The sequence below is a fragment of the Agrobacterium sp. DSM 25558 genome (genome assembly GCF_900100825.1).
Classification (GTDB): Bacteria; Pseudomonadota; Alphaproteobacteria; order Rhizobiales; family Rhizobiaceae; genus Agrobacterium.
In genome coordinates, this window is sequence record NZ_FMUD01000045.1 from 14,582 (window position 1) to 38,682 (window position 24,101).

The 24,101-nt window shown below is 58.5% G+C and carries 21 protein-coding genes and 1 other RNA gene; 3 read left to right on the forward strand and 19 right to left on the reverse strand.

Annotation, left to right across the window (positions count from 1 at the left end):
• Window positions 1-172: 172 nt before the first annotated feature.
• From murB to DSM25558_RS25025, 18 genes are all read right to left on the reverse strand, one after another.
• On the reverse strand, window positions 173-1,138 hold the full coding sequence (gene murB, locus DSM25558_RS24940; RefSeq protein ID WP_077107332.1) for a UDP-N-acetylmuramate dehydrogenase: 966 nt from the start codon (window positions 1,136-1,138) through the stop codon (window positions 173-175).
• Window positions 1,135-2,550 (reverse strand): UDP-N-acetylmuramate--L-alanine ligase, encoded by a 1,416-nt coding sequence (gene murC / locus DSM25558_RS24945; protein WP_077107333.1) that lies wholly within the window; start codon window positions 2,548-2,550, stop codon window positions 1,135-1,137. Before murC ends, murB begins: the two co-directional genes overlap by 4 nt.
• Window positions 2,547-3,683 carry an undecaprenyldiphospho-muramoylpentapeptide beta-N-acetylglucosaminyltransferase gene (gene murG / locus DSM25558_RS24950; RefSeq protein ID WP_077107334.1) on the reverse strand — a complete coding sequence of 379 codons (1,137 nt, stop codon included), beginning with the start codon at window positions 3,681-3,683 and terminating at the stop codon, window positions 2,547-2,549. The genes murC and murG overlap by 4 nt, the downstream gene beginning before the upstream one ends.
• A gap of 4 nt (window positions 3,684-3,687) precedes the next feature.
• A complete protein-coding gene (gene ftsW / locus DSM25558_RS24955; protein WP_077107335.1) occupies window positions 3,688-4,842 on the reverse strand; it encodes a putative lipid II flippase FtsW in 1,155 nt (384 codons plus the stop codon).
• Between the two features lie 4 nt (window positions 4,843-4,846).
• On the reverse strand, window positions 4,847-6,256 hold the full coding sequence (murD, locus tag DSM25558_RS24960) for a UDP-N-acetylmuramoyl-L-alanine--D-glutamate ligase (RefSeq protein WP_077107336.1): 1,410 nt from the start codon (window positions 6,254-6,256) through the stop codon (window positions 4,847-4,849).
• A gap of 4 nt (window positions 6,257-6,260) precedes the next feature.
• Window positions 6,261-7,361, reverse strand: a complete 1,101-nt coding sequence (mraY, locus tag DSM25558_RS24965) for a phospho-N-acetylmuramoyl-pentapeptide-transferase (protein WP_077107337.1) — start codon at window positions 7,359-7,361, stop codon at window positions 6,261-6,263.
• 120 nt (window positions 7,362-7,481) lie between these two features.
• Complete coding sequence (locus DSM25558_RS24970) at window positions 7,482-8,915, reverse strand: UDP-N-acetylmuramoylalanyl-D-glutamyl-2,6-diaminopimelate--D-alanyl-D-alanine ligase (RefSeq protein ID WP_077107338.1); 1,434 nt, start codon at window positions 8,913-8,915, stop codon at window positions 7,482-7,484.
• Between the two features lie 2 nt (window positions 8,916-8,917).
• Entirely contained in the window at window positions 8,918-10,372 is a 1,455-nt protein-coding gene (locus DSM25558_RS24975; RefSeq protein WP_077107339.1) for a UDP-N-acetylmuramoyl-L-alanyl-D-glutamate--2,6-diaminopimelate ligase, read from the reverse strand.
• Window positions 10,373-10,430: 58 nt separating this feature from the next.
• Entirely contained in the window at window positions 10,431-12,170 is a 1,740-nt protein-coding gene (locus DSM25558_RS24980; RefSeq protein ID WP_077107340.1) for a peptidoglycan D,D-transpeptidase FtsI family protein, read from the reverse strand.
• Window positions 12,170-12,724: a cell division protein FtsL gene (locus DSM25558_RS24985; protein WP_077107341.1), complete on the reverse strand. Its 555-nt coding sequence runs from the start codon at window positions 12,722-12,724 to the stop codon at window positions 12,170-12,172. The genes DSM25558_RS24980 and DSM25558_RS24985 overlap by 1 nt, the downstream gene beginning before the upstream one ends.
• A 1-nt stretch (window position 12,725) precedes the next feature.
• Window positions 12,726-13,751: a 16S rRNA (cytosine(1402)-N(4))-methyltransferase RsmH gene (gene rsmH, locus DSM25558_RS24990; protein ID WP_077107342.1), complete on the reverse strand. Its 1,026-nt coding sequence runs from the start codon at window positions 13,749-13,751 to the stop codon at window positions 12,726-12,728.
• Window positions 13,752-13,765: 14 nt separating this feature from the next.
• Complete coding sequence (gene mraZ / locus DSM25558_RS24995) at window positions 13,766-14,206, reverse strand: division/cell wall cluster transcriptional repressor MraZ (RefSeq protein WP_077107343.1); 441 nt, start codon at window positions 14,204-14,206, stop codon at window positions 13,766-13,768.
• A 398-nt stretch (window positions 14,207-14,604) separates the two neighbouring features.
• Window positions 14,605-15,006, reverse strand: an RNA gene (rnpB, locus tag DSM25558_RS25000) — RNase P RNA component class A.
• 59 nt (window positions 15,007-15,065) lie between these two features.
• A complete protein-coding gene (locus tag DSM25558_RS25005; protein WP_077107344.1) occupies window positions 15,066-16,259 on the reverse strand; it encodes an NAD(P)/FAD-dependent oxidoreductase in 1,194 nt (397 codons plus the stop codon).
• Window positions 16,260-16,545: 286 nt separating this feature from the next.
• A complete protein-coding gene (locus DSM25558_RS25010) occupies window positions 16,546-17,733 on the reverse strand; it encodes an FAD-dependent oxidoreductase (RefSeq protein ID WP_077107345.1) in 1,188 nt (395 codons plus the stop codon).
• Window positions 17,734-17,874: 141 nt separating this feature from the next.
• A complete protein-coding gene (locus DSM25558_RS25015) occupies window positions 17,875-18,411 on the reverse strand; it encodes a lytic transglycosylase domain-containing protein (RefSeq protein ID WP_077107346.1) in 537 nt (178 codons plus the stop codon).
• A 245-nt stretch (window positions 18,412-18,656) separates the two neighbouring features.
• Window positions 18,657-19,424 (reverse strand): N-acetylmuramoyl-L-alanine amidase, encoded by a 768-nt coding sequence (locus DSM25558_RS25020; protein ID WP_077107347.1) that lies wholly within the window; start codon window positions 19,422-19,424, stop codon window positions 18,657-18,659.
• Window positions 19,421-20,161: a J domain-containing protein gene (locus DSM25558_RS25025; protein ID WP_077107353.1), complete on the reverse strand. Its 741-nt coding sequence runs from the start codon at window positions 20,159-20,161 to the stop codon at window positions 19,421-19,423. The genes DSM25558_RS25020 and DSM25558_RS25025 overlap by 4 nt, the downstream gene beginning before the upstream one ends.
• A gap of 321 nt (window positions 20,162-20,482) precedes the next feature.
• On the opposite strand from DSM25558_RS25025, the gene DSM25558_RS25030 reads away from it, so the two are divergent.
• The 3 genes from DSM25558_RS25030 to DSM25558_RS25040 all read left to right on the forward strand — a co-directional run bounded on the left by DSM25558_RS25030 (window position 20,483) and on the right by DSM25558_RS25040 (window position 23,642).
• Window positions 20,483-21,694: a pyrophosphate--fructose-6-phosphate 1-phosphotransferase gene (locus DSM25558_RS25030; protein ID WP_077107348.1), complete on the forward strand. Its 1,212-nt coding sequence runs from the start codon at window positions 20,483-20,485 to the stop codon at window positions 21,692-21,694.
• A 173-nt stretch (window positions 21,695-21,867) separates the two neighbouring features.
• The gene (locus DSM25558_RS25035; RefSeq protein ID WP_077107349.1) at window positions 21,868-22,503 is read left to right on the forward strand and encodes a LysE family translocator; all 636 of its coding nucleotides are present in this window, start codon (window positions 21,868-21,870) and stop codon (window positions 22,501-22,503) included.
• A 122-nt stretch (window positions 22,504-22,625) separates the two neighbouring features.
• Entirely contained in the window at window positions 22,626-23,642 is a 1,017-nt protein-coding gene (locus tag DSM25558_RS25040) for a lytic transglycosylase domain-containing protein (RefSeq protein ID WP_077107350.1), read from the forward strand.
• 203 nt (window positions 23,643-23,845) lie between these two features.
• Here the strand turns inward: DSM25558_RS25040 and DSM25558_RS25045 are convergent.
• Window positions 23,846-24,101 (reverse strand): transposase (locus DSM25558_RS25045; RefSeq protein WP_143240156.1); only part of this gene is annotated, 256 nt, incomplete at its 5' end.

The following is a 24,101-nucleotide window of genomic DNA, read 5'->3' on the forward strand; positions in this document are numbered from 1 at the left end:
GCAGAATGTAAAGAAAGAAGAATGTCGCAGAACTCATGACTGCAGCCTTCCAAGGACACGTCTTGCTAACAGATACAGTACACCTGCGAGAAAAAATATGCCCCTCATTCCTGTGCTTGTCACAGGAATGAGGGAGACAATAACCGTAGTCGCGCTGACCGCGCTGATGCACTCACGCCCCCATAAACGGCTCAACCTCACGGCCCGGCATGAACAGCCCCAACCGCTTAATCTCCCACTCCAGGCGAATACCCGCATGTTCGAACACGCGCTTGCGCACGGCTTCACCCAGATATTCCAGATCGTAGCCCGTGGCGTGGCCGGTATTGATCATGAAATTGCAATGTAGCGACGACATCTGCGCGCCGCCGATGACCATGCCGCGGCCGCCTGCCTCATCGATAAGGCTCCAGGCCGAATGTCCCTCGGGGTTCTTGAAGGTCGAGCCGCCGGTCTGTTCGCGGATGGGCTGGACCGTCTCACGGTGAAGGCGAACCGCATCCATGTCTGCACGGATTTTTGCCCGATCTTCCGGGTGGCCTTCAAACAGCGCGCCGGTGAAAATCAAATCCTTCGATGCTTCTGAGTGACGATAGCTGTAACCCATATCGGCGTTGGACAGCACGTGGCTGTTGCCCTTGCGATCGACCGCGTAGACTTCTACCACCCGGTCGCGTGTTTCGCCGCCATTGGCACCGGCGTTCATGCGCAGCGCGCCACCGATGGAGCCGGGAATGCCGTAATAGAAATGGAAACCGCCGATGCCGTTGTCCATGGCCATCGCAGAGATGTGCTTGTCCGGGCAGATGGCACCGGCCTTGATGCGGTTTTCGCCCGCCAGTTCCACCTGGCCGAAGCCCTTGGCGGACAGACGCACGACAACGCCGGGAATGCCGCCATCACGAACCAGCAGGTTCGAACCGACGCCGACAACCGTCAGCGGAACATCTTCCGGCAGAATTTTGAGGAAAGCGATGAGGTCGTCCGTATCATGGGGCTGGAACATCAGTTCCGCCAGACCGCCTGCTCTGAACCACGTTACGCGATCCATCGGCGAATCCGGCGTCAAACGTCCTCTGAGTTCCTTTACTCCGTCGCCGAGTCTCTCCAGCAACTTTACCCCATCCACCTGTCTCATGCAGACTTTCCTGAAATGCTATCCAATTCCGAGGGCAGCACCGCTGCCCATTGCGTAATGTTGCCAGCCCCCAAAAGAACCACGAAATCACCCGGTTTCGCGATCCCTGCGACAGTCTTGGCCAGATCGTCGCGGGAGGTGAGATAGCGAGCATCGCGATGGCCGGCAGCCCGTGTGGCTGAAACAAGCGTCTCGGAGTTCACACCCTCGATTGCATCTTCGCCCGCCGCATAGACCGGAGCAAGAAGAATTGTGTCCGCATCGTTGAAACAATGCGCAAAATCTTCAAATAGGCTGGAAAGACGCGAATAGCGGTGCGGCTGATGCACGGCGATGATGCGACCGCTGCAAGCTTCACGCGCAGCCTTCAGCACGGCCTTGATCTCGACCGGGTGGTGGCCATAATCATCGAAAACCTGCACGCCGTTGGATTCGCCCGTCAGCGTGAAGCGGCGCTTGACGCCACCGAAGGAGGCAAGCCCCTTCTTGATATCCTCGACCGAAATGCCGAGACGATTGGCAACGGCAATCGCCGCCGTTGCATTCGAGACGTTATGACGACCCGGCATCGGCAGCACCAGATCGGTGAAAGTGAAGATCTTGCCCGTGCGGCGACGACGGATTTCCACGTCGAAAATCGACTTGGTCCCATCGATGCGAACATTGGAGAAGCGCACGTCGGCCTGCGGATTTTCACCATAGGTGATGACCTTGCGGTCCTCGATCTTGCCGACCAGCGTCTGAACTTCGGGATGGTCGATGCACAACACGCCAAAACCGTAGAACGGCACGTTTTCCACGAACTGACGGAAGGCCTCGCGCACGGCATCGAAATTGCCGTAATGGTCCAGATGCTCAGGGTCGATATTGGTGATGACGGCCACATCGGCGGGCAGCTTCAGGAACGTGCCGTCGGATTCGTCGGCCTCCACCACCATCCACTCGCCCTCACCCATGCGCGCATTGGTGCCGTAAGCGTTGATGATGCCGCCATTGATGACGGTCGGGTCCAGATTACCCGCTTCCAGCAGCGTCGCGACCATGGAGGTCGTCGTCGTCTTGCCATGCGTGCCGCCAATGGCAATCGCATTGCGGAAGCGCATCAGCTCGGCCAGCATCTCGGCGCGGCGAACGATCGGCAGGTGCTTTTCACGCGCCGCGATCAGTTCCGGGTTGTTCTTCTTGATGGCGGTCGAAACGACAACGACCTCGGCTTCACCAAGATTTTCGGCAGCCTGCCCAACAAAGACCTCGATGCCCTTGTCACGCAGACGCTGCACATTGGCGCTGTCTGCCTGATCGGAGCCTTGAACGCGATGGCCGAGATTGTGCAACACCTCGGCAATGCCGCTCATGCCGATGCCGCCAATTCCGATGAAATGGACGAGACCAATGGCTTTCGGCATCTTCATGGATGCACTCCTTTATTGTTTGTTTTGAATTGCGCAACCGGTTGTCCCCGCGCAATGGCTTCGACCAGATCAGCGAGCGCGCCAGCGGCATTCGGCTTGCCGGTTGCTTTCGCCGCCGCCGCCGTGCTTGCCAATCGTTCGGGATCGTTCATCGCATCGCTGAGCAGCGAAGACAATTTCTGCGGTGTCAGGTCCGACTGCTTGATAACGCTTGCACCGCCAGCAGCCGAAAGCGCCGCGGCATTGGCCGCCTGATCATGATCCAGCGCATGCGGATAAGGCACGAGAACAGACGGACGTCCAATGACGGAGAGTTCGGAAACTGTGGAAGCACCCGACCGGCTGATGACAAGATCGGAACCGGCGATACGCTCCGCCATATCGCCAAAGAACGGCGAGACATCCGCGGCAACACCGAGCTTCTTGTAGGAGGCGATAACGCTGTCTTTGTCTTCAGGGCGCGCCTGCTGCGTCACGGAAATACGGCTGCGCTGCTCATTCGGCATAAGGCAGATGGCCGCGGGGACCGCAGCCGAGAAAAACTGCGCGCCCTGGCTTCCGCCAAAGACGACCAATTGAAACGGCTCACCGGCATGGGAGGGCGTATAGGCGACATCGGCAGCCGTCAGCACGGCAGGACGCACGGGGTTGCCGGTCGTCACCGTCTTGGCGGCATATTCCCCTTGCGTCTCAGGTAGAAAACCGCCCGCGATGGCCTTCACACGCTTCGCCAGTGCCTTGTTGGCGCGGCCCATCACGGCGTTCTGCTCATGGATAATCGATGGCACGCCGAGGCCCGTGGAGGCCAGAAGCGGCGGCACGGTGGGGTAACCACCGAAACCTACAACGGCTACCGGCTTCAACTTGGTCACGAGACGGCGGGCAGCACGAAGGCCGGTCCACAGCTTCAGCAAGGCTTTGGCAACGGCAATGGGGTTCTTGGAGCCGATGGTGGCGGATGGCACGACGTGAATTTCATCGGCTGGGAACTTGCCCGCGTAACGTTCGGCGCGGCTGTCGGTCACCAGATGCACGGAATAACCGCGCGCCTTCAACTCGTATGCCAGCGCCTCTGCCGGAAACACATGGCCGCCGGTTCCCCCGGCGGCAAGCAGAACAATACCTTTGCTCATATTTTTACTCCGCAGGAAGGCCTGCATTGACCCGGAAGAAACTGCGCTCCTGCGCACGTTTTTCCGGGCGATGGCGGGTCAGCGCCAGCAGGAAACCGGCCGTCACACAAATCGCCATCATGGAAGAACCGCCATAGGAAATCAGCGGCAGCGTCATGCCCTTGGCGGGCATCAGTTCCAGATTAACGCCAATATTGATCATCGACTGCATACCGATCTGCAGCACAAGGCCAGCAACGGCGAAACGGACGAAATCGTCCTTTTCCTTAAAGGCGTGGCTCAAACCGCGCAGCACGATGAAAGCGAAAATCGCGACCAGCAGCATGCAGAACAGAATGCCGAACTCTTCCGCCGCAACGGAGAAGATAAAGTCGGTGTGGCTATCGGGAATGATGCGCTTGACGATGCCTTCGCCCGGTCCTTGGCCGAACCAGTTGCCGCGAATGATGGCTTCGCGTGCCGTATCCACCTGAAAGGTGTCGCCCTCGCCCGTCCAGAACCGGTCGATACGACCGGCCACGTGCGGCAGCATCAGATAGGCGGTGACGATGCCGCCAACACCAAGACCACCCAGCATGATGATCCAGAACCACGGAATACCAGCCATGAAGAACATGCCGCCCCACACGACTGACGTCAGAATGGTCTGACCAAAGTCCGGCTGGGCAATGAGAAGGGCCGCCACGATGCCAAAGGTGATGATGGCAAAGAGGTTGCCGGGAATTTCAGGATGCCGGGCGCGCTCGGCAAACAGCCACGCACAAACAATCACGAAGGCTGGCTTCATGAATTCAGACGGCTGAATGGAAAACGAGCCGATGGAAATCCAGCGGCGCGCGCCCTTGACTTCGATACCGAAGAACAGCGCAAAGATCATCATCAGCAGCGCGGCAATCAGCATGATGACGGCGACACGGCGCACCTGGCGCGGTGTCAGGAAGGACAGGCCCAGCATGATCGCCACAGATGGCACCATGAACATGGCCTGACGCTCCACGAAGAAGAAGCTGTTGAGGCCGATGCGCTCGGCAACCGCAGGAGACGCCGCGAAAGACAGCATCAGGCCGATACCCATCAGCGCGATGAACGCCGTCAGGAAGAAACGGTCGATGGTCCAGAACCATTCCGCGACCGGTCCACGGTCAATACGGCTTACCATTTCTTCAGCCTCCCTTTTCCGAGCCTACCAACATCGTCATGCCATCCAGTGCTGCGACATGGCCGACGAACGAATCACCACGTATTTCAAAATTCTTATATTGGTCGAAGCTTGCGCAAGCCGGGGATAACATCACGACATTGCCATCTCTGCCATCCGCCTGCGCATCCGCTGCCGCATGCGCGACGGCCTTGTCCAGCGTTCCGGCGATTTCGTAAGGCACGCTCTCACCCAGCGTCGCGGCAAAATCCGGTGCTGCTTCGCCGATAAGATACGCTTTTGCGACATGAGAGAACTGGGGTGAAAGGCTGCTGATGCCGCCCGCCTTCGGCAGACCGCCCGCAATCCAGTAGATGCGATCATAGCTGGACAAGGCCGGTGCCGCCGCATCCGCATTGGTTGCCTTGCTGTCATTGACGAAGGTCACGTTGCCACGACGGCCCACCGGCTGCATGCGGTGTTTGAGACCGGGGAAGGAGTTCAGCCCCGCCTTCACCTCATCGACAGAAACGCCAACCGCAAGGCAGGCAGCAATGGCCGCTGCCGCATTCTGGGCGTTGTGGCTACCGCGCAGGGTCTGGACGCCATCGAGATCGACCAGCAGCGACGAGGTGCCGCCCTCGGCCTTCATGATGCGGCTGCCTTCGGCATAAAGACCGTCCGCGACCACGTTGCGTTTGGAAATCCGCGACACCTTGACGCCAGCGCGTTCGATGCGATCAGCGATCAGTGTGCAATAGCTGTCATCCACGCCGACAACCGCCGTATCGCTGCCCGCAACCAACCGCTCCTTGATGTCGGCATAATGCTGCATCGTGCCGTGACGGTCGAGATGGTCAGGCGTGAGGTTCAGCAGAATGCCAGCAGTCGGGTTCAACGTCGGTGCAAGATCGATCTGGTAGGACGAGCATTCGACCACATAGAAGCGCTGCGCCTTCGGCGGCTCAAGGCTGAGGATCGCAGTACCGATATTGCCACCCAACTGCGTATCGCGACCCGACGATGTCAGAATATGCGCAATCAGCGCTGTCGTCGTGGATTTGCCGTTGGTGCCGGTAATCGCGATAAAGGGGCAATCCGGCGCATGCGCACGGCGCTCGCGCACGAAGAGTTCGATATCGCCGATCACCTCCACGCCAGCGGCGCGGGCAAGGTCGACAGACCAATGCGGCTTGGGGTGCGTCAGCGGCACACCGGGTGCCAGCACGAAGGTTGTGAGCTTCGACCAGTCCAGCGTGCGCAGGTCGGCTGTGTGTATGCCTTCGGCCTGAGCCTTGGCGACACTATCCGGATTGTCATCGAATGCCGTAACATCTGCACCGCCAGCCACCAGCGCCCGCGCAGTCACGAGGCCCGAGCCACCCAGACCGAACAGAGCAACCTTTTTATCCGTGAGTGAGGTGACAGGGATCATGCGATTATCTCAGCTTCAGCGTAGCAAGGCCAAGCATGGCGAGGCCCACGGAGATGATCCAGAAGCGGATAACCACCTGGCTTTCCGTCCAGCCTTTTTTCTCGAAGTGGTGGTGGATCGGTGCCATCAGAAACACGCGCCTACCGGTGCGCTTAAACCAGAACACCTGAATGATGACCGACAGCGTTTCCATGACGAACAGGCCGCCGACGATGATCATGACGATCTCGTGCTTGACGGCGACCGCGATGGAGCCGATCAGGCCGCCAAGTGCCAGCGAACCCGTATCACCCATGAAGATAGCGGCGGGCGGTGCGTTGAACCACAGGAAGCCGAGGCCCGCCCCGATGACGGCGCCGACGATGACAGCAAGTTCGCCGGTTCCCGGCACGAAATTGATCTGGAGATAATTGGCGAAAATCGCGTTACCGACGAGATAGGAAATGACGCCGAAGGTCGCTGCCGCAATCATGACAGGCACGATAGCGAGGCCATCGAGGCCATCCGTCAGGTTGACGGCATTGCCCGCACCAACAATGACGAATGCGCCGAACAGAACGAAGAAATAGCCGAGATTGACGACGAACTCCTTGAAAAACGGAAAGGCGATCGAGCTTCCCAGCGTACCACCATGTGGTGCCGTCGCCAGCGCGATTTCCATCATGAAGAACACGGCAATCGCAGCAATCACGAATTCGATGCCAAGGCGCGCCTTGCCCGAAAAACCCTTGTCGCTCTGCTTGGTAACCTTCAGATAGTCATCGTAAAAGCCGATGGCGCCAAAGCCGAGCGTCACCATCAGAACGGCAACCACATAGACGTTGGAGAGGTCACCCCACAGCAGCGAACCGCCAAGAATGCCCGCAAGGATCATTAGTCCACCCATGGTGGGCGTACCGGCCTTCTTGAAATGCGTCTGCGGGCCATCGGCACGGATCGGCTGACCCTTGCCCTGACGGATGCGCAGGGAATTGATGATGGCAGGACCAAACAGGAAGACGATGAGGGCGGAGGTGAACAATGCAGCGCCAGCCCGGAACGTAATGTACCGGAACAGGTTGAAGACTTGAACTTTGTCCGACAGTTCAACGAGCCAGATCAGCATGTTTGCCCTTTCAAAAGGCCGTTAAAGCGGCGGGCAGCAAAACGCGTGTGCCTGCGCCGCTTCAAGTTTTCGTTTCAGCACGGTTTCACCGAACACTGCTCTAGTGTCCGGTTAAAATGCTCAGATTTGGCGTCCCGTCTCGGGGAATGCCGGATACTTGTCAAGAAGGGCCGCTACGATCTTGCCGAAACCGACGCCAAGTGACGATTTTATCATCAATACATCGCCCGGCTGCACCCATTTGAGAACGAATTCGTTGAGTTCTGCCGTTGTTGGAAACCACGCAACGCTCACGCTTTCCGGCAGAGCAGCGCGAAGAGCCGTCATCGACTCACCCGCAAGCCAGACATGTTCGATGCCCGCAGACAGAAGCGGCCCGGACAATTCCTCGTGCACTTCAGCCGCGAATTCGCCCATTTCGAGCATATCGCCCAGCACGGCCACGCGCCGCCCGTTGCCGCTCACCTCTGCCGCCGCCAGCAACGCGATGGCCGCGCGCATGGAAGCGGGATTGGCATTGTAGCTCTCGTCGATCATCAGGAACGAGCCTTCGCCGACGGAGAGACGATGGCGCTGCCCCCTGCCCTTCACCGCTTCCAAAGTCCCAAGTGCGGCAAATGCCTTGTCGATATCGGCACCCAGGACGGCAACTGCGCCGATGGCGGCCATGGCGTTTTCAGCAATATGCCGTCCAGCCGCGCCGATATGCAATTCGCTGGTCTCACCGTTGATGATGGCCCAGATCGTGGATCCGTTCGGCGTGCTCTCAAAATCGGCAAGACGGAAGTCGGCCTTGGCATGCTGGCCGAATGTCAGCACATGCTCGATACCGGCATCGAACGCCGCCCGCTCCAACTGCTCGAACTGCGCATTGTCGTGGTTGAGAATGACAGCACCGCCCGGCAGGACTCCGTCGAAGATTTCTGCCTTGGCAGCGGCAATTTCTTCGAGATTGTTGAAGTTGCCGAGATGAGCCGCCGCAATGGTGGTGATGATGGCCAGATGCGGCTTTACCTGCTTGACCAGCGGGCTGATTTCGCCCGCATGGTTCATCCCGACTTCGAAGATACCGAATTCCGTATCGGCAGGCATACGCGCCAATGTCAGCGGCACGCCCCAGTGGTTGTTGAAGGAAGACACGGCGGCATGGACCTTGCCGGATGGTGCAAGAACCTGCCGCAGCATTTCCTTGGTCGTCGTCTTGCCCACAGAACCGGTCACAGCGATGACACGGGCCGATGTCCGCTCTCTGGCAGCGATGCCGAGCTTCACCAAGGCAGCCAGAACGTCTTCAACGACGATCATCGGTACGGTCAGCCGACCAAGCGCCGGCAGTTTGGATTCCGATACCACCAGAAGCCCAGCGCCATTGGCGACGGCAAAGCTTGCATAATCGTGACCATCCACCCGGTCGCCCTTGATCGCGAAGAAGGCTTCGCCCTCCTGCACGGAGCGGCTATCGATGGAAATGCCTGTAATGCCTTGCGGCAGGTTGCCGACCGGACGGCCTGCCATGACGGCGACCATGTCCGGGACTGTCCATAACCAGTTCAAATCTACAATCCTTCCAGCGCAGTACGCACCTGTTTATGGTCCGAAAATGGCAGCGTCACGCCGCCAACAATCTGACCTTCCTCATGCCCCTTACCCGCTACAATCAAAGTATCGCCATTCCCCAACAGCGAAACGGCATGGCTGATAGCCGCTGCCCGGTCTGCAATTTCAAGCGCACCGGGTGCCGCAGTCATGATTTCGGAGCGGATGGTCTGCGGCTCTTCCGAGCGCGGATTGTCATCCGTCACGATCACGATGTCGGAAAGCCTCGTGGCAACTTCGCCCATGATCGGGCGCTTGCCCTTGTCGCGGTCTCCACCGCAGCCAAAAACGGTGATGATACGACCGGATGTAAATGGTCGTACGGAGGTCAGCACATTTTCCAGCGCATCCGGCTTGTGCGCATAATCCACATAAGCCAGCGCACCGTTCTTGGTCTGGCCGATCAGCTCGAGACGGCCAGCGGCCCCGACCAGCTTTTCCAGCGCCTTGAGCGCCACCGAAGGGGCAACGCCAGTCGAGATCGCAAGCCCTGCGGCAACCAGCGCGTTGGCGACCTGAAAATCACCGGCCAGCGGAATATCGACTTCGAAAATCTTGCCCTGGAGATGCACTTCGATCATCTGCTTGTGGCGGAAATGCTCGACGCGTTTCAGCGCCAGATAATCGCCCTTGCGACCGACTGTGCGCACATCATGGCCCGCATCCTTGGCGGCCTTGATGGCGCGGTCCGACCATGCGTCGTCAGAGAAGATGACGACCGGAGAACCCTTCGGCAACAGCGTATCGAACAGCCGCATCTTGGCGGCCATATAGTCTTCGATGGTGGGATGATAATCCATATGGTCGCGACCGAGATTGGTAAAACCGGCGGCTGCCAGTTTCACGCCATCCAGTCGGCGCTGGTCGAGGCCATGGCTGGACGCCTCCATCGCCGCATGGGTCACGCCTTCGTCCGCCAATTCGGCCAGCAGCGCATGCAGGGAAACCGGATCAGGCGTCGTCAGCGAACCATACTCTTCGCGACCGGGTGCGATAACGCCAGTGGTGCCAATCTGTGCCGCAGCATGACCCGCGAAAGTCCAGATTTGACGAATGAAGGAAGCGACCGAGGTTTTGCCCGCCGTGCCGGTCACGGCAATCATCGTCTCAGGCTGCTTGCCATAGAAGCGCGCGGCAGAAAGGGAGAGATAACGGCGCGGGTCGGAGACAACGAGAACCGGCACACCGGTTTCGATGGCGTGACCGGAGACGACTGCGACCGCACCCTTGGCCACGGCGTCCTGCACGTAAGTGCTGCCATCCGCCTTGGTACCGGCAACCGCCACGAACAGCGATCCTGGCTGGGCCTCGCGGCTATCCGCCGTAATCCCGGTAATATCCAGCGCTCCGGTCTCTGTCCGCAGCAACTCGTTCAGTTCCGGAAACTCAGTCCCGGAGAGGTCTCGCAAATTCATCGATGTGTCCGTCTTGTCCCCCCGGCGCGATTCGCCGGTCCGTCATAAGCTGTACCAATCAATAAGACACCAGCAAGGCCGAACCGTCCTTGCCGAACTTGGGTTTGACGCCAAGAATGGCTGCGGAACGGGCGATGATATCGTGCACCATCGGTGCCGCAGATGTACCGGCCAGTGCTGCGCCATTGCCCTTGTCCGTCTTCGGTTCGTCGATGAAGGACAGAACCACATATTCCGGCTTGTCCATCGGGAAGGCAGAGAGGAAGGCGTTGAAGTTCTTGTCGTGAACATAGCGACCGTTGACGACCTTGTCGGCCGTGCCGGTCTTGCCGCCCACATTGAAGCCTTCGACACGCGCATTACGGCCAGAACCATTGACGCCGTTCCATTCGAACAGGAAGCGCATGTCCTTGCTGGCACCCGGCTGCAAGACCTGCTTGGCCACCTGATCGGCCTGCGCCACCGTGCGCGGCAGGAAAGTCGGCTCGATCAGCTTGCCACCATTCACCAGTGCCGCACCGGCAATCGCCGTCTGCAAAGGTGTCGTGGACACGCCGTGACCGAAGGAAATGGTCACCGAGTTGATCTTCTTCCACACACGCGGCTGCGATGGCATGGCGATTTCCGGCAGCTCCGTCTGCATCTTGGTCAGAAGACCAAGCCGCGTCAGAAACTCCTTATGGCCTTCGATGCCAACCGTATCGGCAATCTTTGCAGTACCAATGTTGGAGGAATACTGGAAGATTTCAGGCACGGACAGGATGCGGCCCTTGCCGTGGAAATCCTTGATGGTGAAGCCGCCGATGCGGATCGGCGCACGTGCATCGAACGTATCGTTAATGTGCACCTTGCCGGAATCCAGACCCATGGCGATGGTGAAGGACTTGAAGGTCGACCCCATCTCGAACGTGCCGTTCGACATGCGGTTCAGCCAGCCCTCTTTGGCACCTTCAGCCGGGTTGTTCGGATCATAATCCGGCAGCGATGCCATGGCGAGAATTTCGCCGGTGTGAACATTAATGACGACAGCGCCTGCCCCGATCGCCTGAAACTTCTTGATGGCATCCGCAACCACTTCACGCACGATGGCCTGCACACGCAGATCGATCGAAAGCTTGACCGGTTCCAACGGCTGGTCGGATGTCATGCCGAGTGCCGTCAGGTCAGCAAGACCCTGGCTGTCGAGATACCGCTCCATACCGGCAACGCCGCGGTTGTCGATATTTACATGGCCAACGACGTGAGCGGCGGTATGCCCTCCGGGATAGAAACGACGCTTCTCAGGACGGAATCCGATGCCGGGAATGCCAAGCGCCAGAATCTGGCTCTGCTGCTTCGGCGTCAACTGGCGACGCAGCCACTGGAAGCGCGATTCGGATTTCAGTTTCTGATAGGTGCCGCGCGTATCCAGATCGGGCAGAACCGTCTGCAGTTTTTCGATGGCTTCATCGACATCGACAATGCGGTGTGGCTCGGCAAACAGGGAAACGGTGCGAATGTCGGTCGCCAGCACTTCGCCGTTGCGGTCGAGAAGGTCGGGGCGCGAGGCCATCAACCGGTCTGCGGGCGCAATGCTGGAAACGGTTTCCGGCTGGGTCATACCATATTGAACGAGACGTCCACCGACGACGCCGTAAAATGCGATGAAACCGACGATCAGCAGACCAACGCGGGTTTTCGCCTGTGTGGCGCGCCGCTTGCGCGCACCTTCGAAGGCAGCATGGTCGGCAAAGCCGCTGGTGCTTGCGGAAAAATGAGCCCTGCTTTTCAGAACCATGACGCGTGACAGAAAAGACATCAGTCCACCGCTCCAGTTATCGTTTCATCCATATCGCCAGCCTCGTCGCCCGGCTCTGCACGCACAGCCGGCATAGGCTGTGCAGGGCGCGCAGCCCGCGCACGCGGCTGTGGTACGGGGGTGCCGCCAGTGGCGACGATCTGTCCGGCAGGTTTGGATTTGGGTTTTGCGCCGCCCAGCGTCGCACCGGGCTTGGAGCCGTTCATGGCAGCGGCAATCACATCTTCCACGCTCATGCCCTGCGGCTCCGGTGGCTGCGGCAATTGCGAGCGCAGCATCGGCAATTCCTTCGGCTGGGAAAGCTGCGTCGGCTGTGTCGGTGCCAAGGCCAGATCGCCCTGATAGGCATTGACCAGACGGTGCAGACGGTTCGGCTGCGTCAGCAGCGCCCAGTCCGCCCGCAGAAGGTCGATGGTGTCCTTCTCCAGCTTGATTTCGGTTTCCAGCTTCTTGACGGATTCCAGCTTCACATCGGCCTGATGCTTGATGGTGTAGGTCACGACGGCAGCAGACACCATCACACCCATCAAAATGAAATCGAGAGTACGCAGCATGTCAGCCTCCCATCTTTTCGAGGCTTGTGAGATCGGGAAGCTCGAAGATCGAAATGTCGGCTGGCCGCGCGGGTGCCGTTGTGCGGACACCGGCGCGCAGCTTGGCAGAACGGGCACGCGGATTGATATCCGCCTCATCGTCACTAGCGGCAATCATCGGCTTGCCAAGGGCATCGAAAATCGCCGACTTGGCAGCGAGCATCGGCATATGGCGCGAGCCCGCAGCACGGTCGGAACGATCGGCGAAATATTTCTTGACGATGCGGTCTTCCAGCGAATGGAACGTCACCACGACCAGCCGACCACCGGGCTTCAAGGCCCGCTCGGCTGCAAACAAAGCCTGCGCCAGCTCACCCAGTTCATCATTGACGAACACGCGTAGCGCCTGAAACACCCGCGTTGCCGGGTGAATCTTGTCCTTGGCCTTGCGTGGGGTCACGATCTCGATCAGCCCGGCCAGATCACGCGTGGTGCGGAAAGGCTCGTCGGCACGCTTCTTTTCGATGGCGCGCGCAATGCGGCCCGACTGTTTTTCCTCACCGAGAAAACCGAAGATGCGAATGAGGTCACCGACCTTGCAACGGTTGACGACATCGGCAGCCGATACACCCGAGGACGACATGCGCATATCCAGCGGGCCGTTGCGCTGGAACGAGAAGCCGCGCTCGGCCTCGTCGATCTGCATGGAGGAAACGCCGATATCGAGCACGATACCATCCAACCCTTCGGCTGGCGCATGCGCTGCAAGATTGGAAAACTGCGATTGAATGAGCGACAGACGACCGCCATTGGCGGCCACCATAGCCTGGCCATCGGCTATGGCATTGGGGTCACGGTCGAGTGCGATGACATGCGCGCCCTGATCGAGAATGGCCTGGCTGTAACCGCCTGCGCCGAAAGTACCGTCGAGAATGACTTTTCCGGGCGCTGGCTCCAGCGCTTTCAGAACTTCGTGGAGAAGAACCGGAATGTGGCGAACCGGTCCGCCACCGGCATCAGAAGATTGTTCGCCAGAATTCGCCGCCATTCCGTTTCCCCGTCCTATACGGGGCGAGCAGCCGTAAAACCGCGCCCCGTTCTTGCAGCCTTCTGCGCCTCGTAAAACGCTTCGGGTTGCCACAACTGAAAATGATCCGCTCGACCCACAAAGGTAACCTCGGTGGTGATGTTGGTGAATTCCCGCATGAAATCCGTCACCATCAACCGCCCTTCCGCATCGAGCTTCATGAAAATGCCGCCGCCGTGAACCAGCAGCGACATTGCGTTCGCTTCCGGCGAAAACGCATCCATCGACGCGATCTGCCGTTCGTATCGTTCGAGCAAGTCCGGACCGCCTACGCTGATGGCCGGAAATGCAAAATCCTGGAGACAATAAAGCTCCTGAATGCCGCGCTCCGTCAGCACCGAACGAAACAGAGACGGAACCGAAACGCGCCCCTTGGCGTCGATCCTGTTCGTCACGTTCGATAAAAATCGACCCATTCTTAAACTCGCCAAAGCCGCCAAATGCAGAGCCGAAACTTGCACCGACCGGCAACACCGTTACGCACGACAAATCGCTGACCGGTAGGACGTAATGCCCATCGGACCCTTGCAGGCCTCTCCGTTTCAGAGATTGCGGGTCAAAAACACGACCCTTTGTGGTGTGCATTTGGGATACCATGGGACACTTTGGGCGTCAATGGGAGAAGCCGGCGGGATACCAGCCTCGGATCGAGTATTCATATCCCGTTAAGTTTAACGAATGGTTTACCGTGTTCATTCAAGGGCTTGAGCAACGACAATAAAAAATCGCCCCTAAAATCTTATTTTAGAAGCAATAACAAGTACTTATATACGATGAGGGAGGTCGGCTCCTAAGAGCCTGTATTAAAAAGGAATTTGCCAGTTGGCCTGTAAGCCGGGTTCTGTATGGCCCCGGTTTGACCCGGAACGTGGCAGCCATTCATCTGGGACGACATTTGCACGCCGCCTCTCGCAACCCACCCGGATGACTCGCCCAAAAACCGGCTGTAGGTCCGCTTGCGCGCACCCCACGTCATCCCTATTCGGTCTTGCTCCCGGTGGGGTTTACCATGCCACCCCTGTTACCAGCGGCGCGGTGGGCTCTTACCCCACCCTTTCACCCTTACCACTATAAAAGTGGCGGTCTACTCTCTGCGGCACTTTCCCTAGGGTCGCCCCCGCCGGACGTTATCCGGCACCGTGTTTTCGTGGAGCCCGGACTTTCCTCACCCTACCGTCTTTCGACATTGGTAAAGCGCGGCTGCCCGGCCAACTGGCACGGGCTCCTTAGACGGGTTCAGAAACGAAAGCCACCGGAAAATCCGCAAACGGATCATTACGCCGAGAAAACCGGCGCAAAATCCGTCTCATAGCCCTTGTCGATGATTTGACCCTCAACAAGAAGCTCCGCCCCTAACCGCCCGATTTCATCAGAGCTTTTAGCAGCAGCACCGCATCCACCCGTCAAAACGGCGATGCTCGGCGAGGCCGTGTAGCCAATGGCCGGGAAACCGCTGCGCGTATAGGAGGTCACGCAAGCCGCCATGGAAATGCGGGCTCGGTCGATGGATGGTATCAGTGTCTCGATGATATCGGACAAATTATCGCGAACCTCAGCGTTTCCGCCAGAACGGAACCACTCGCGTATCTCCTGATCCGTCGTCAGAGGAACATCATCCGGCTCTCCACCGATCTTCAGATAAAACTTGCCATCGGGATAGCGCACCGGCGGCAAAAGATAGATGTGTTTGCGCGGATCTTCAGGCTCATAAATCAGCGACGGCATGCCGGCATAAACATGCAGCTCGTCATCGGGGATCTCGAAAAAGGCAACGGTCCGGGCATAAACCTCCATCTCAAGCGCCTGCGGCAACAGCCCATCGGCAATGGAGAACCCGCCCGCTGCAACCAGAACCTTTTCCGCGGTATAGACCGCGCCGGAGGCAGTCGTCACCGTAGCAACACCGCCCTGTTCCCGCACGCTGACGGCGACGTCATCGATCCGCGTCACGCCACGCTTTTCAGCGACCGCAATCTGCGCTCGCACCAGTTCGCGCGGATTGACGTATCCGGCATTGTTCTTTTCGAACACACCTTCGCAGCCACTCTCGAATGTAAAATAAGGGAACCGCGCAGCAAGCTCCGCATAATGGAGAATGTCTGTCTCGACACCCAGCGTCTCCGCAGCCGCACACACATTCTCGATATAGGGAAAGCCAGTGCCACGCTTCTTACCTACAATCAGGCAACCGACCTCTCCGTAGAACTCAACGCCGCTCTCGCACTCTATGTCCGCGTACCGGGCAATCGAACGGTTGGCGAGACGCGCCCAATCCGCGTTGCTATCGATGGTGCGGGTAATGCGCGCCGCGTCGTAATGGCTGGCGAAAACGCCGGTATGGCTCTTGATATCATCAGGTTCACGCGGCCCGATCAACGCCACGCCATCCGTATGTTCCGCAAGATGCCGAGCCGCCGCAGCCCCCATCATGCCCGCACCGACCACGATATATCTAAACTGTATTGCCATGTTCGAGCTCACCGAGTTTCGATTCCGTTACAACGAGTTGTAGCGGTTTGCGGAATCGATGCCAGAGGGTTTGGAGTAAGGTGATGGTGGGTGGGGCTTACCCCCCTCTGCCTTGCCAGGCATCTCCCCCACAGGTGGGGAGATCGAATCGTGGTTAGCTCTCGGCCATCTCTAACGTTGAGAGTGAAGCGGGGTTCGTTCGCCCAGCCGATCTCCCTCCTTGTGGGGGAGATGGCCGGCAGGCCAGAGGGGGGTAAGCCACACCCGCCATCATCCAATGCAGCAACTAAACAAACACCGGCCCCACCTGCCCCGCAAAATCCTCTTCCACCAATTGCCCATCCAGCAACAGAACCGCACCCAACCTACCGATCTCATCCGAAGATTTCGCCGAAACGAAATTTCCGCCCGTCAAAACAGCAATGTTCGATGACTGCGTATATCCAATATATGGATAACCCGTGCGCGTGATCGAGGCCACGCAGGAGCCTGACCTAACAGGGCAACCGGCAAGCTCCGGCATCAACTCGATCGCGCGCTTCACCAGAAAATCGACCTCGCCTGCCGTCCCATCCGAGTGAAACCAGGCCACCGCCTCATCCAAGGTTTCCAGCCTGCCCTTTTCACTCTCGCCACCGATTTTCAGGTAAACCTTGCCATCGGGATATCTCACCGGCGGCAGAATGTAGACGATGTCGTCGGCATTTTCCGCGAGCACGATGGTCGAAGGCATTCCATCAAAAGACCGCTGCTTTTCGTCGTCCAACTCGAAAAACGCAATGGTCCGGCCCGTCGCCGCCATATCCACTTTCGATGGCAGCAGATCGGCCATATTGGTGAAGCCACCCGCAGCGACGATGACCTTCTCCGCCGTGTAGCGCTGCCCCCCATCCGTCACCACCTCAACGCCGGAGCCGGTATCGTGAATGCGCATCGCCGTCTCGCGGATCAGCTTGGTGCCCTGCGCTTTGGCAATCGCGACCTGCGCCTTCACCAAGGCGCGCGGATTGACGTAGCCCGCATTGCGCGGCTCGAACCAACCATCATGATCATCAGGCAGGTCGAACATCGGAAAGCGCTGTCCCAGCTTTGCCGAATCAAGCACCTCCACCTCGAGCCCCAACCGGTCACGCGCCGCCATGGCACCCGACACATAGTCGCCGCCCAAACCCTTGCCGTTGCCGGTAAACAGGCAACCCGCCCCATGGTAAAACCGAATGCCGCTTTCCGCTTCGATCTGCGCATAACGACCGATGGAGCGTTTCGCCAGCTCCGCCCAGACCGGATCACCATCGAAACCACGCGTGATTCGCGCTTCGTCGTAATGGCTGGAAAACACACCATTGTGGTTCTTGCGATCCAGCGGTTCAGCAGGCCCGATCAGCGCCACACCATCTGTGGCGATGGAAAGATGGCGCGCCGCCGCCGCGCCCATCATGCCCGCACCGACGACGATATATTTGAAATCCGGCATCTTTCACATCCCCACGGTCCTCATTCCTGTGCTTGTCACAGGAACCCAGTCAGCCCAAGTCCTCGGGCTGAAAAAGACTCTTTTACCGCCGCGCGGACGCACGTCTACTGGATTCCAGTGACGAGCGGGTGGTGCAATGCATCAACTCTGCAACAGGGCCTGCACCTTACCGCAATAACGCTTCGAGACCGGGTTCATGCGCGTGGCCCCGTGGCCTGCATTGTAGCGCAAAATCGTGCTGCACACCTGGCTGCCGCCGAGCTGGTGAGCAATCGCCAGATATTGCATGCCCCAGCGGATGTTGGTCTCAGGATCGTAAAGCGCCTTGGTCGTGCCGCGATAGCCCATCATCCGCGCCGTGGCGGGCTTGATCTGCATGAGACCGACTTCGCCGGCACGTCCCCGCGCCTTCGGATTGAACTTGCTCTCGACGGAAACGATGGCATGCGCCAGATTGGTTGGCACGCCGTAACGCTTGGCATATTTAATGATAAGGTCGGAATATTCATTCTTCAAAACTGTCGGAAGAGACTTCTCGGGAATGGGATAGCCGGGTTTGCGGAAATAGGTTTCCAGCGGAATGGTTTGGGTCTTCACGTCGTCCTTGGCTAAAACGATACCACTCTGTGCCGCGAGCATGGAAAGACAGGCCGAGACAGCAAAAAGCACTCTTCTCATCAGTAAAAAGGATCTCCGATACGAAGACTTTGGGGGCTTCACTGCATAGCGAAGCCAACGGGAGAGTTCATCGGAACAATCCGGCAAAAGTCCTCATCATTATTGTTGACGATCTCTGTTCGAAACGGAACAGGTCGCGGTTTGATGAGGGGTTATAGAGGGGCATAATAAGGAATTACTGTGGCGAGGCAGAAAATACGCTTGGCCAAATCAATTTTACTGAACGATTTTTCTAAGAAATCGCTTTAAACGCTGCGAAATTTTGGCAGGCTTAAAATCAACCGGTGCAGCGTATCGATGGTCGAGACATCGGCAATGCCATCCACCAAAGCAGGCCTGAAATGGCGCTGGAAAGCCGCCACGGTACCCTCGGTCTGCTCCCCATAAACACCATCTATTTCAATGCCGTACCCATAGAGAGACAGCATCGATTGCAAGGCTTCGACGGGCTGGCCGCTATCGCCGCGCTGAAAGAAACGACCGCCGCCTATGGGCGCAGGCGTCACCCAGTGGCCGATACCGTTCTGCGACAGGATGTCCCACGGGAATTTTTCACCCGGATCGATCTTGCGGATAGGCGCGATATCGGAGTGTCCCAGCACCCGCTCAGGCGCGATGGACCACCGCGCGCCGCAATCGCGACACAATTCGATGACCGCTTTTATCTGGACTTCAGGAAACTCCGGCAATCCGGCAGGATGACCCAGATTGGCAATCTCGATGCCAACAGAGCGGGAGTTGATATCGACAGCCCCGTCCCAAAGGCTCTTACCCGCATGCCACGCACGACGGCTTTCCGGCACCATCTGCACGACGCGGCCGTCTTCGTAAACGAAGTAATGGCTGGAGACCTGGCTTTCAGGATTGGCCAACCACGCCAATGCACCATCGGCGCTGTTCATGCCGGTATAATGAAGAATGATGATATCGGGGCCATCGACCCCTTCCCGCTCGCCATGGTTCGGAGAAGGCACGACGGAAGCACCCGCATAGTCCGCTGTGAATTCACTCATGCGACGCGGCGTTCTTTCTCGATGGCCGCATAGGCCGCGTTCAGCGCTGCCATACGCTCATTGGCCGCCGCATGCAGCTCCATGGGAACGCCGCGAGCGATGAGCTTATCCGGGTGGTGTTGCGCCACCAGCGAACGATAGCGCCGGCGAATGTCGGAAAACTCGTCGGACGGCGAAACACCCAGAACCCGGTAGGGATCGCGCCCTTCCATATGCACATGCCGTGCCATGATCGTCTCGAAATGATCGTCGCTGATACGGAATATTTCCGAGATACGTCCCAGAAACGCCAGTTCACGCTCGTGAATCAAGCCGTCGGCTTTGGCGATGTGAAACAGTCCGTCAACGACGCTTTCCAGCATTTCGCAGTTCTGGTCACCAGAACCGCAAAGCCCTGCAAGCCGCTCCGCATAGGCCTCGTAACCGGCCACGTCCTGGCGAGCCAGATTGTATAAGCGTGCCACGTTCTTGGCTTCATCTTCGGGAAAATCGAAAATCTGGCGAAAAGCCTGAACCTCGGCATCATTCACCATGCCGTCGGCCTTGGCCATCTTGGCAGACAGCGCAATGATGGCGACCGAAAAGGAAACTTGTCTGCGTGTTTCCGCGTCGCCTTCGAACACGGTTCGAACGGCCTCGATCACACGACCCAGCACGTTGCCCGCTGCATCGCCTATAGCGCCGAGCAGCCGTTCCCACAGAGATGAAAGTTGCAAACAGGCAAAATCGTACATCATGACATCAAGCATAAAGCGCAGCTTGACGAATGCAATATGCATAAAGGTCGCGGCTCATTAACTTTTTTTCATCTTCAAGACCTGCTCGTCGCGCTGGATTGAGTGTTTGTGGCGCGCGGTCAAACTGGTTTTCCACAGGTCGGCAATGGCATGGACCCAAGAGCTGCGATTGAAACGATTAGATCGGCAAAAGCCGTCAATCACTTTGAAAATCGCCCCGAAACGCCCGATTTTCTTGAGAAATTCACTTTACATGCCACATTCTGTCACGCATCCATTTGCCACACGACATCTTTGGAATGAACACGAAGGAGTGCCACGATGGCCAAACAGAAAGTCGCAATGTTGACCGCAGGCGGTCTCGCACCCTGCCTCTCCTCTGCCGTGGGTGGCTTGATCGAACGCTACAGCGACATCGCGCCTGATATCGACATCGTGGCCTATCGCTCCGGTTATCAGGGCGTTCTTCTGGGCGACAGCGTCGCAATCACCGCAGACATGCGGGAAAAAGCGCACCTCCTGCACCGCGATGGCGGCTCGCCCATCGGCAACAGCCGCGTCAAGCTGACCAACGCCGCAGACTGTGCCAAGCGCGGCCTCGTCAAGGAAGGCGAAAACCCGCTGAAGGTTGCAGCCGACCGTCTGGCCAGCGATGGCGTTACGATTCTCCACACCATCGGCGGCGATGACACCAACACCACGGCGGCAGATCTTGCCGCCTATCTCGGCGCGAACGGCTATGACCTCACCGTCGTCGGCCTTCCCAAAACCGTCGACAATGATGTGGTGCCCATCAAGCAGTCGCTGGGCGCATGGACCGCAGCAGAAGTCGGCGCAAACTTCTTCGACAATGTCAGCAACGAGCAGAGCGCGGCACCCAAAACCTTCGTCATTCATGAAGTGATGGGTCGCCATTGCGGCTGGCTTACCGCTGCGACCGCCCGTGCCTATATTCAAAAGACCAAGGGCAATGAATATGTCGAAGGTCTGTTGATGGACGAGAAGCTGAAAAGCATCGACGGCCTCTATCTGCCGGAAATGGCCTTCGATATTCAGGCCGAAGCCGAACGCCTGAAAAAGATCATGAACGATACCGGCTTCGTCACGCTGTTCGTCTCGGAAGGTGCCGGTCTCGATTCCATCGTGGCCGAACGTGAGGCGGCTGGCGATACCGTCAAGCGTGATGCCTTCGGTCACGTCAAGATCGATACGATCAACGTAGGTGGCTGGTTCCAGAAGCAGTTCGCCAGCCTCATCGGCGCAGAACGCACCATGGTGCAGAAGTCGGGCTATTACGCCCGCTCCGCCCCCGCCAACGGTCAGGATCTTCGCCTCATCCAGAGCATGGTCGATCTGGCCGTGGAAAGCGCACTCAACAAAATCTCTGGCGTTACCGGTCATGATGAGGACCAGGGCGGCAAGCTGCGCACCATCGAGTTCCCGCGCATCAAGGGTGGCAAGCATTTCGAGCTTGCTACTCCATGGTTCGGCGAAGTCATGGATCACATCGGTCAGCCTTACAAGGCTGCCTGATCGTCAGGCCAAGCGCTTCTCTGCGCCGCATTATGTGTCTCCGCTAATGGACTGTGGCGGAAACACACCGCTCATCACGTTATCTATATCAGGCTCAGAAATCCGTTTCGGTTTCTGGGCCGATGTTGTAGGTTAAAAGAAAATGACGTCGGGGAGGGCAAGGAGGAACGCATATGTCCGCACAAGTCTGGCTGGTATTTTGTGCAGCCTGTGTGATTCTGTTCGCATTGCCTTCGCCCATATCCTTCAAAGTCGCGAGCTACGCGGCCATTCGCGGCAAACGCGCCTTCGTCGCCTCCGTCATGGGCGCAACACTGGGCATCGTTACAACGGTTACCGCGGCGTCCATCGTCGTTGCAGGCTCCGAATTCCTGCCCTCCACCGTTCTCAATATCGTTCAATGGGCTGGAACCGGCTGGCTGATGCTGTTCAGTCTGTGGACGATAGCCACGCCGGCAGCGCGTGAAGCGAATGCGGATAACGATAATCTGCGCGGCAAGACCTTCGGCACCATCTTCACGGATTGCTTCGTCATTGCAGCACTGCGCCTGCGCTATTTCGGCTTCTTCGTGGCCTTCCTGGTGCAGTTCGTAAACGGCACACGCGACGTCATCGAAATGATCATGCAAATGCAGGCGGTCGTCCTTCTGCTTGCCTTTGCCTGCCTGGTATTCCAGGCCACTTTCACGCGGCTGACCATCACCTCCGTGCGGCGCATGTCCGTCACCAAAAAGCTGCGCAACCCCAAAAGAACGCACTTCATTGCAGGGCGTGCCGTGACTGCGGGATACCGCCGAATCGCTGCTTGAAACGTGAATATAAGTCACTGCTTGCCGGAAACCTTACGATAGGTTAATGATCGCCGGATAGGGACTGCCTGCTTCGCAAGAAACGGTGGTATCGAGCGACAGGCACATTCAAGGGCGGACGCATGAAAATTGAGGGCAATTTTCGCCGGAAATCGGCTGTTCTTTTGTCGTCCACCGTGGCCATTGCGCTGACACTGGCTGGATGTACAAGCGTCGAAGTCGCATCCAAGGGCGATGTCGCCAAGCCTCAGATAGCCTCCGCACCACAGGCTCCCGCCGCCCAGACTCAAGAAACCGCCGCCGCAAACCCGGCTGGTACGGCATCCGCCACAGCGCAGGTCGCAGCAAATTCCACGACCGAACCCCTGCCGACAGCAGTCGCCCTGAAGGGTGGTCGCGTCGCCTTGCCGCCTGCATCGGAAATTGCAGCCGCAGCAGCCATCGACGCACAAATTCAGCCACAGGCAGCAACCCAGCAGATTGCGCTCGCAGCACCGGCAGCGACAACGCCTGCTGCAGCCGCTCTGACACACCAGACCGCCACCTCTGCCCTGCCGCAGGTCGTTGCACTCAAAGGCAGCTTCCCCCCTGCCCCGGGCGCACCCGGCACACCATCGGCAGCCGCTGTTCCATTGACGGAAGAGATGATGCGCCAGCAAAGCGTCATCCCTGTTCCCAAACCGCAAGGTGCCATGCTGGCCTATGCCTCGGCTCCACAAAACGCAGCCCTTGCCGCCATCAGCACCCGCGAAGGCCTGACGCCGTCACTGGATGCGCCATCCATGGCTGGCCGTCAAAAGCTCAGCGGCCTCATCACCAAATACGCGACCATGTATCAGGTGCCGGAAGATCTCGTCCACCGCGTGGTCATGCGCGAAAGCCGCTACAATCCCAATGCCATCAACGGCGGCCATTTCGGCCTGATGCAGATCAAGCACGCCACAGCCCGCTCCATGGGCTTCGATGGCCCAGCCTCCGGCCTGTTCGATGCTGAAACCAACCTGAAATACGCGGTAAAGTACCTCCGCGGTGCCTGGCTCGTCGCCGACAACGACCGCGACAATGCCGTACGCCTCTATGCCCGTGGCTATTATTACGATGCCAAGCGCAAGGGCATGCTGCACGTTCTGCGCAAGTAGGGTTATTTCCCAGACAGCATACGGCAGTGGGTGGGGCTCACCCCCCTCTGTCCTGCCGGACATCTCCCCCACAAGGAGGGAGATCGGCTAGACGCAAGCGCCCACTTCATCAACGGCGTTCAAGATGGCCGAGAGCTAACCACGATTCGATCTCCCCACCTGTGGGGGAGATGTCCGGCAGGACAGAGCGACTGTCTTGGCAGTCAAGCGTTTTGCCATGGTTTATTTTCCCGGATGATGGCGTTGAGGATGGTGAGAAGCTTGCGCATGGTGGCGACAATGGCGACGATCTTGGGCTTGCCGGATGCCACGAGGCGATCGCGGAAGGCTTTGAGGAACGGATTGTGACGGGACGCAACCAGTGCCGCCATGAACAGGACAGCCCGCACCTTCGAGCGCCCGCCACCGATAAAGCTCTTGCCTTTCCACTTGCCCGATTGCCGCGTCCATGGTGCCAGT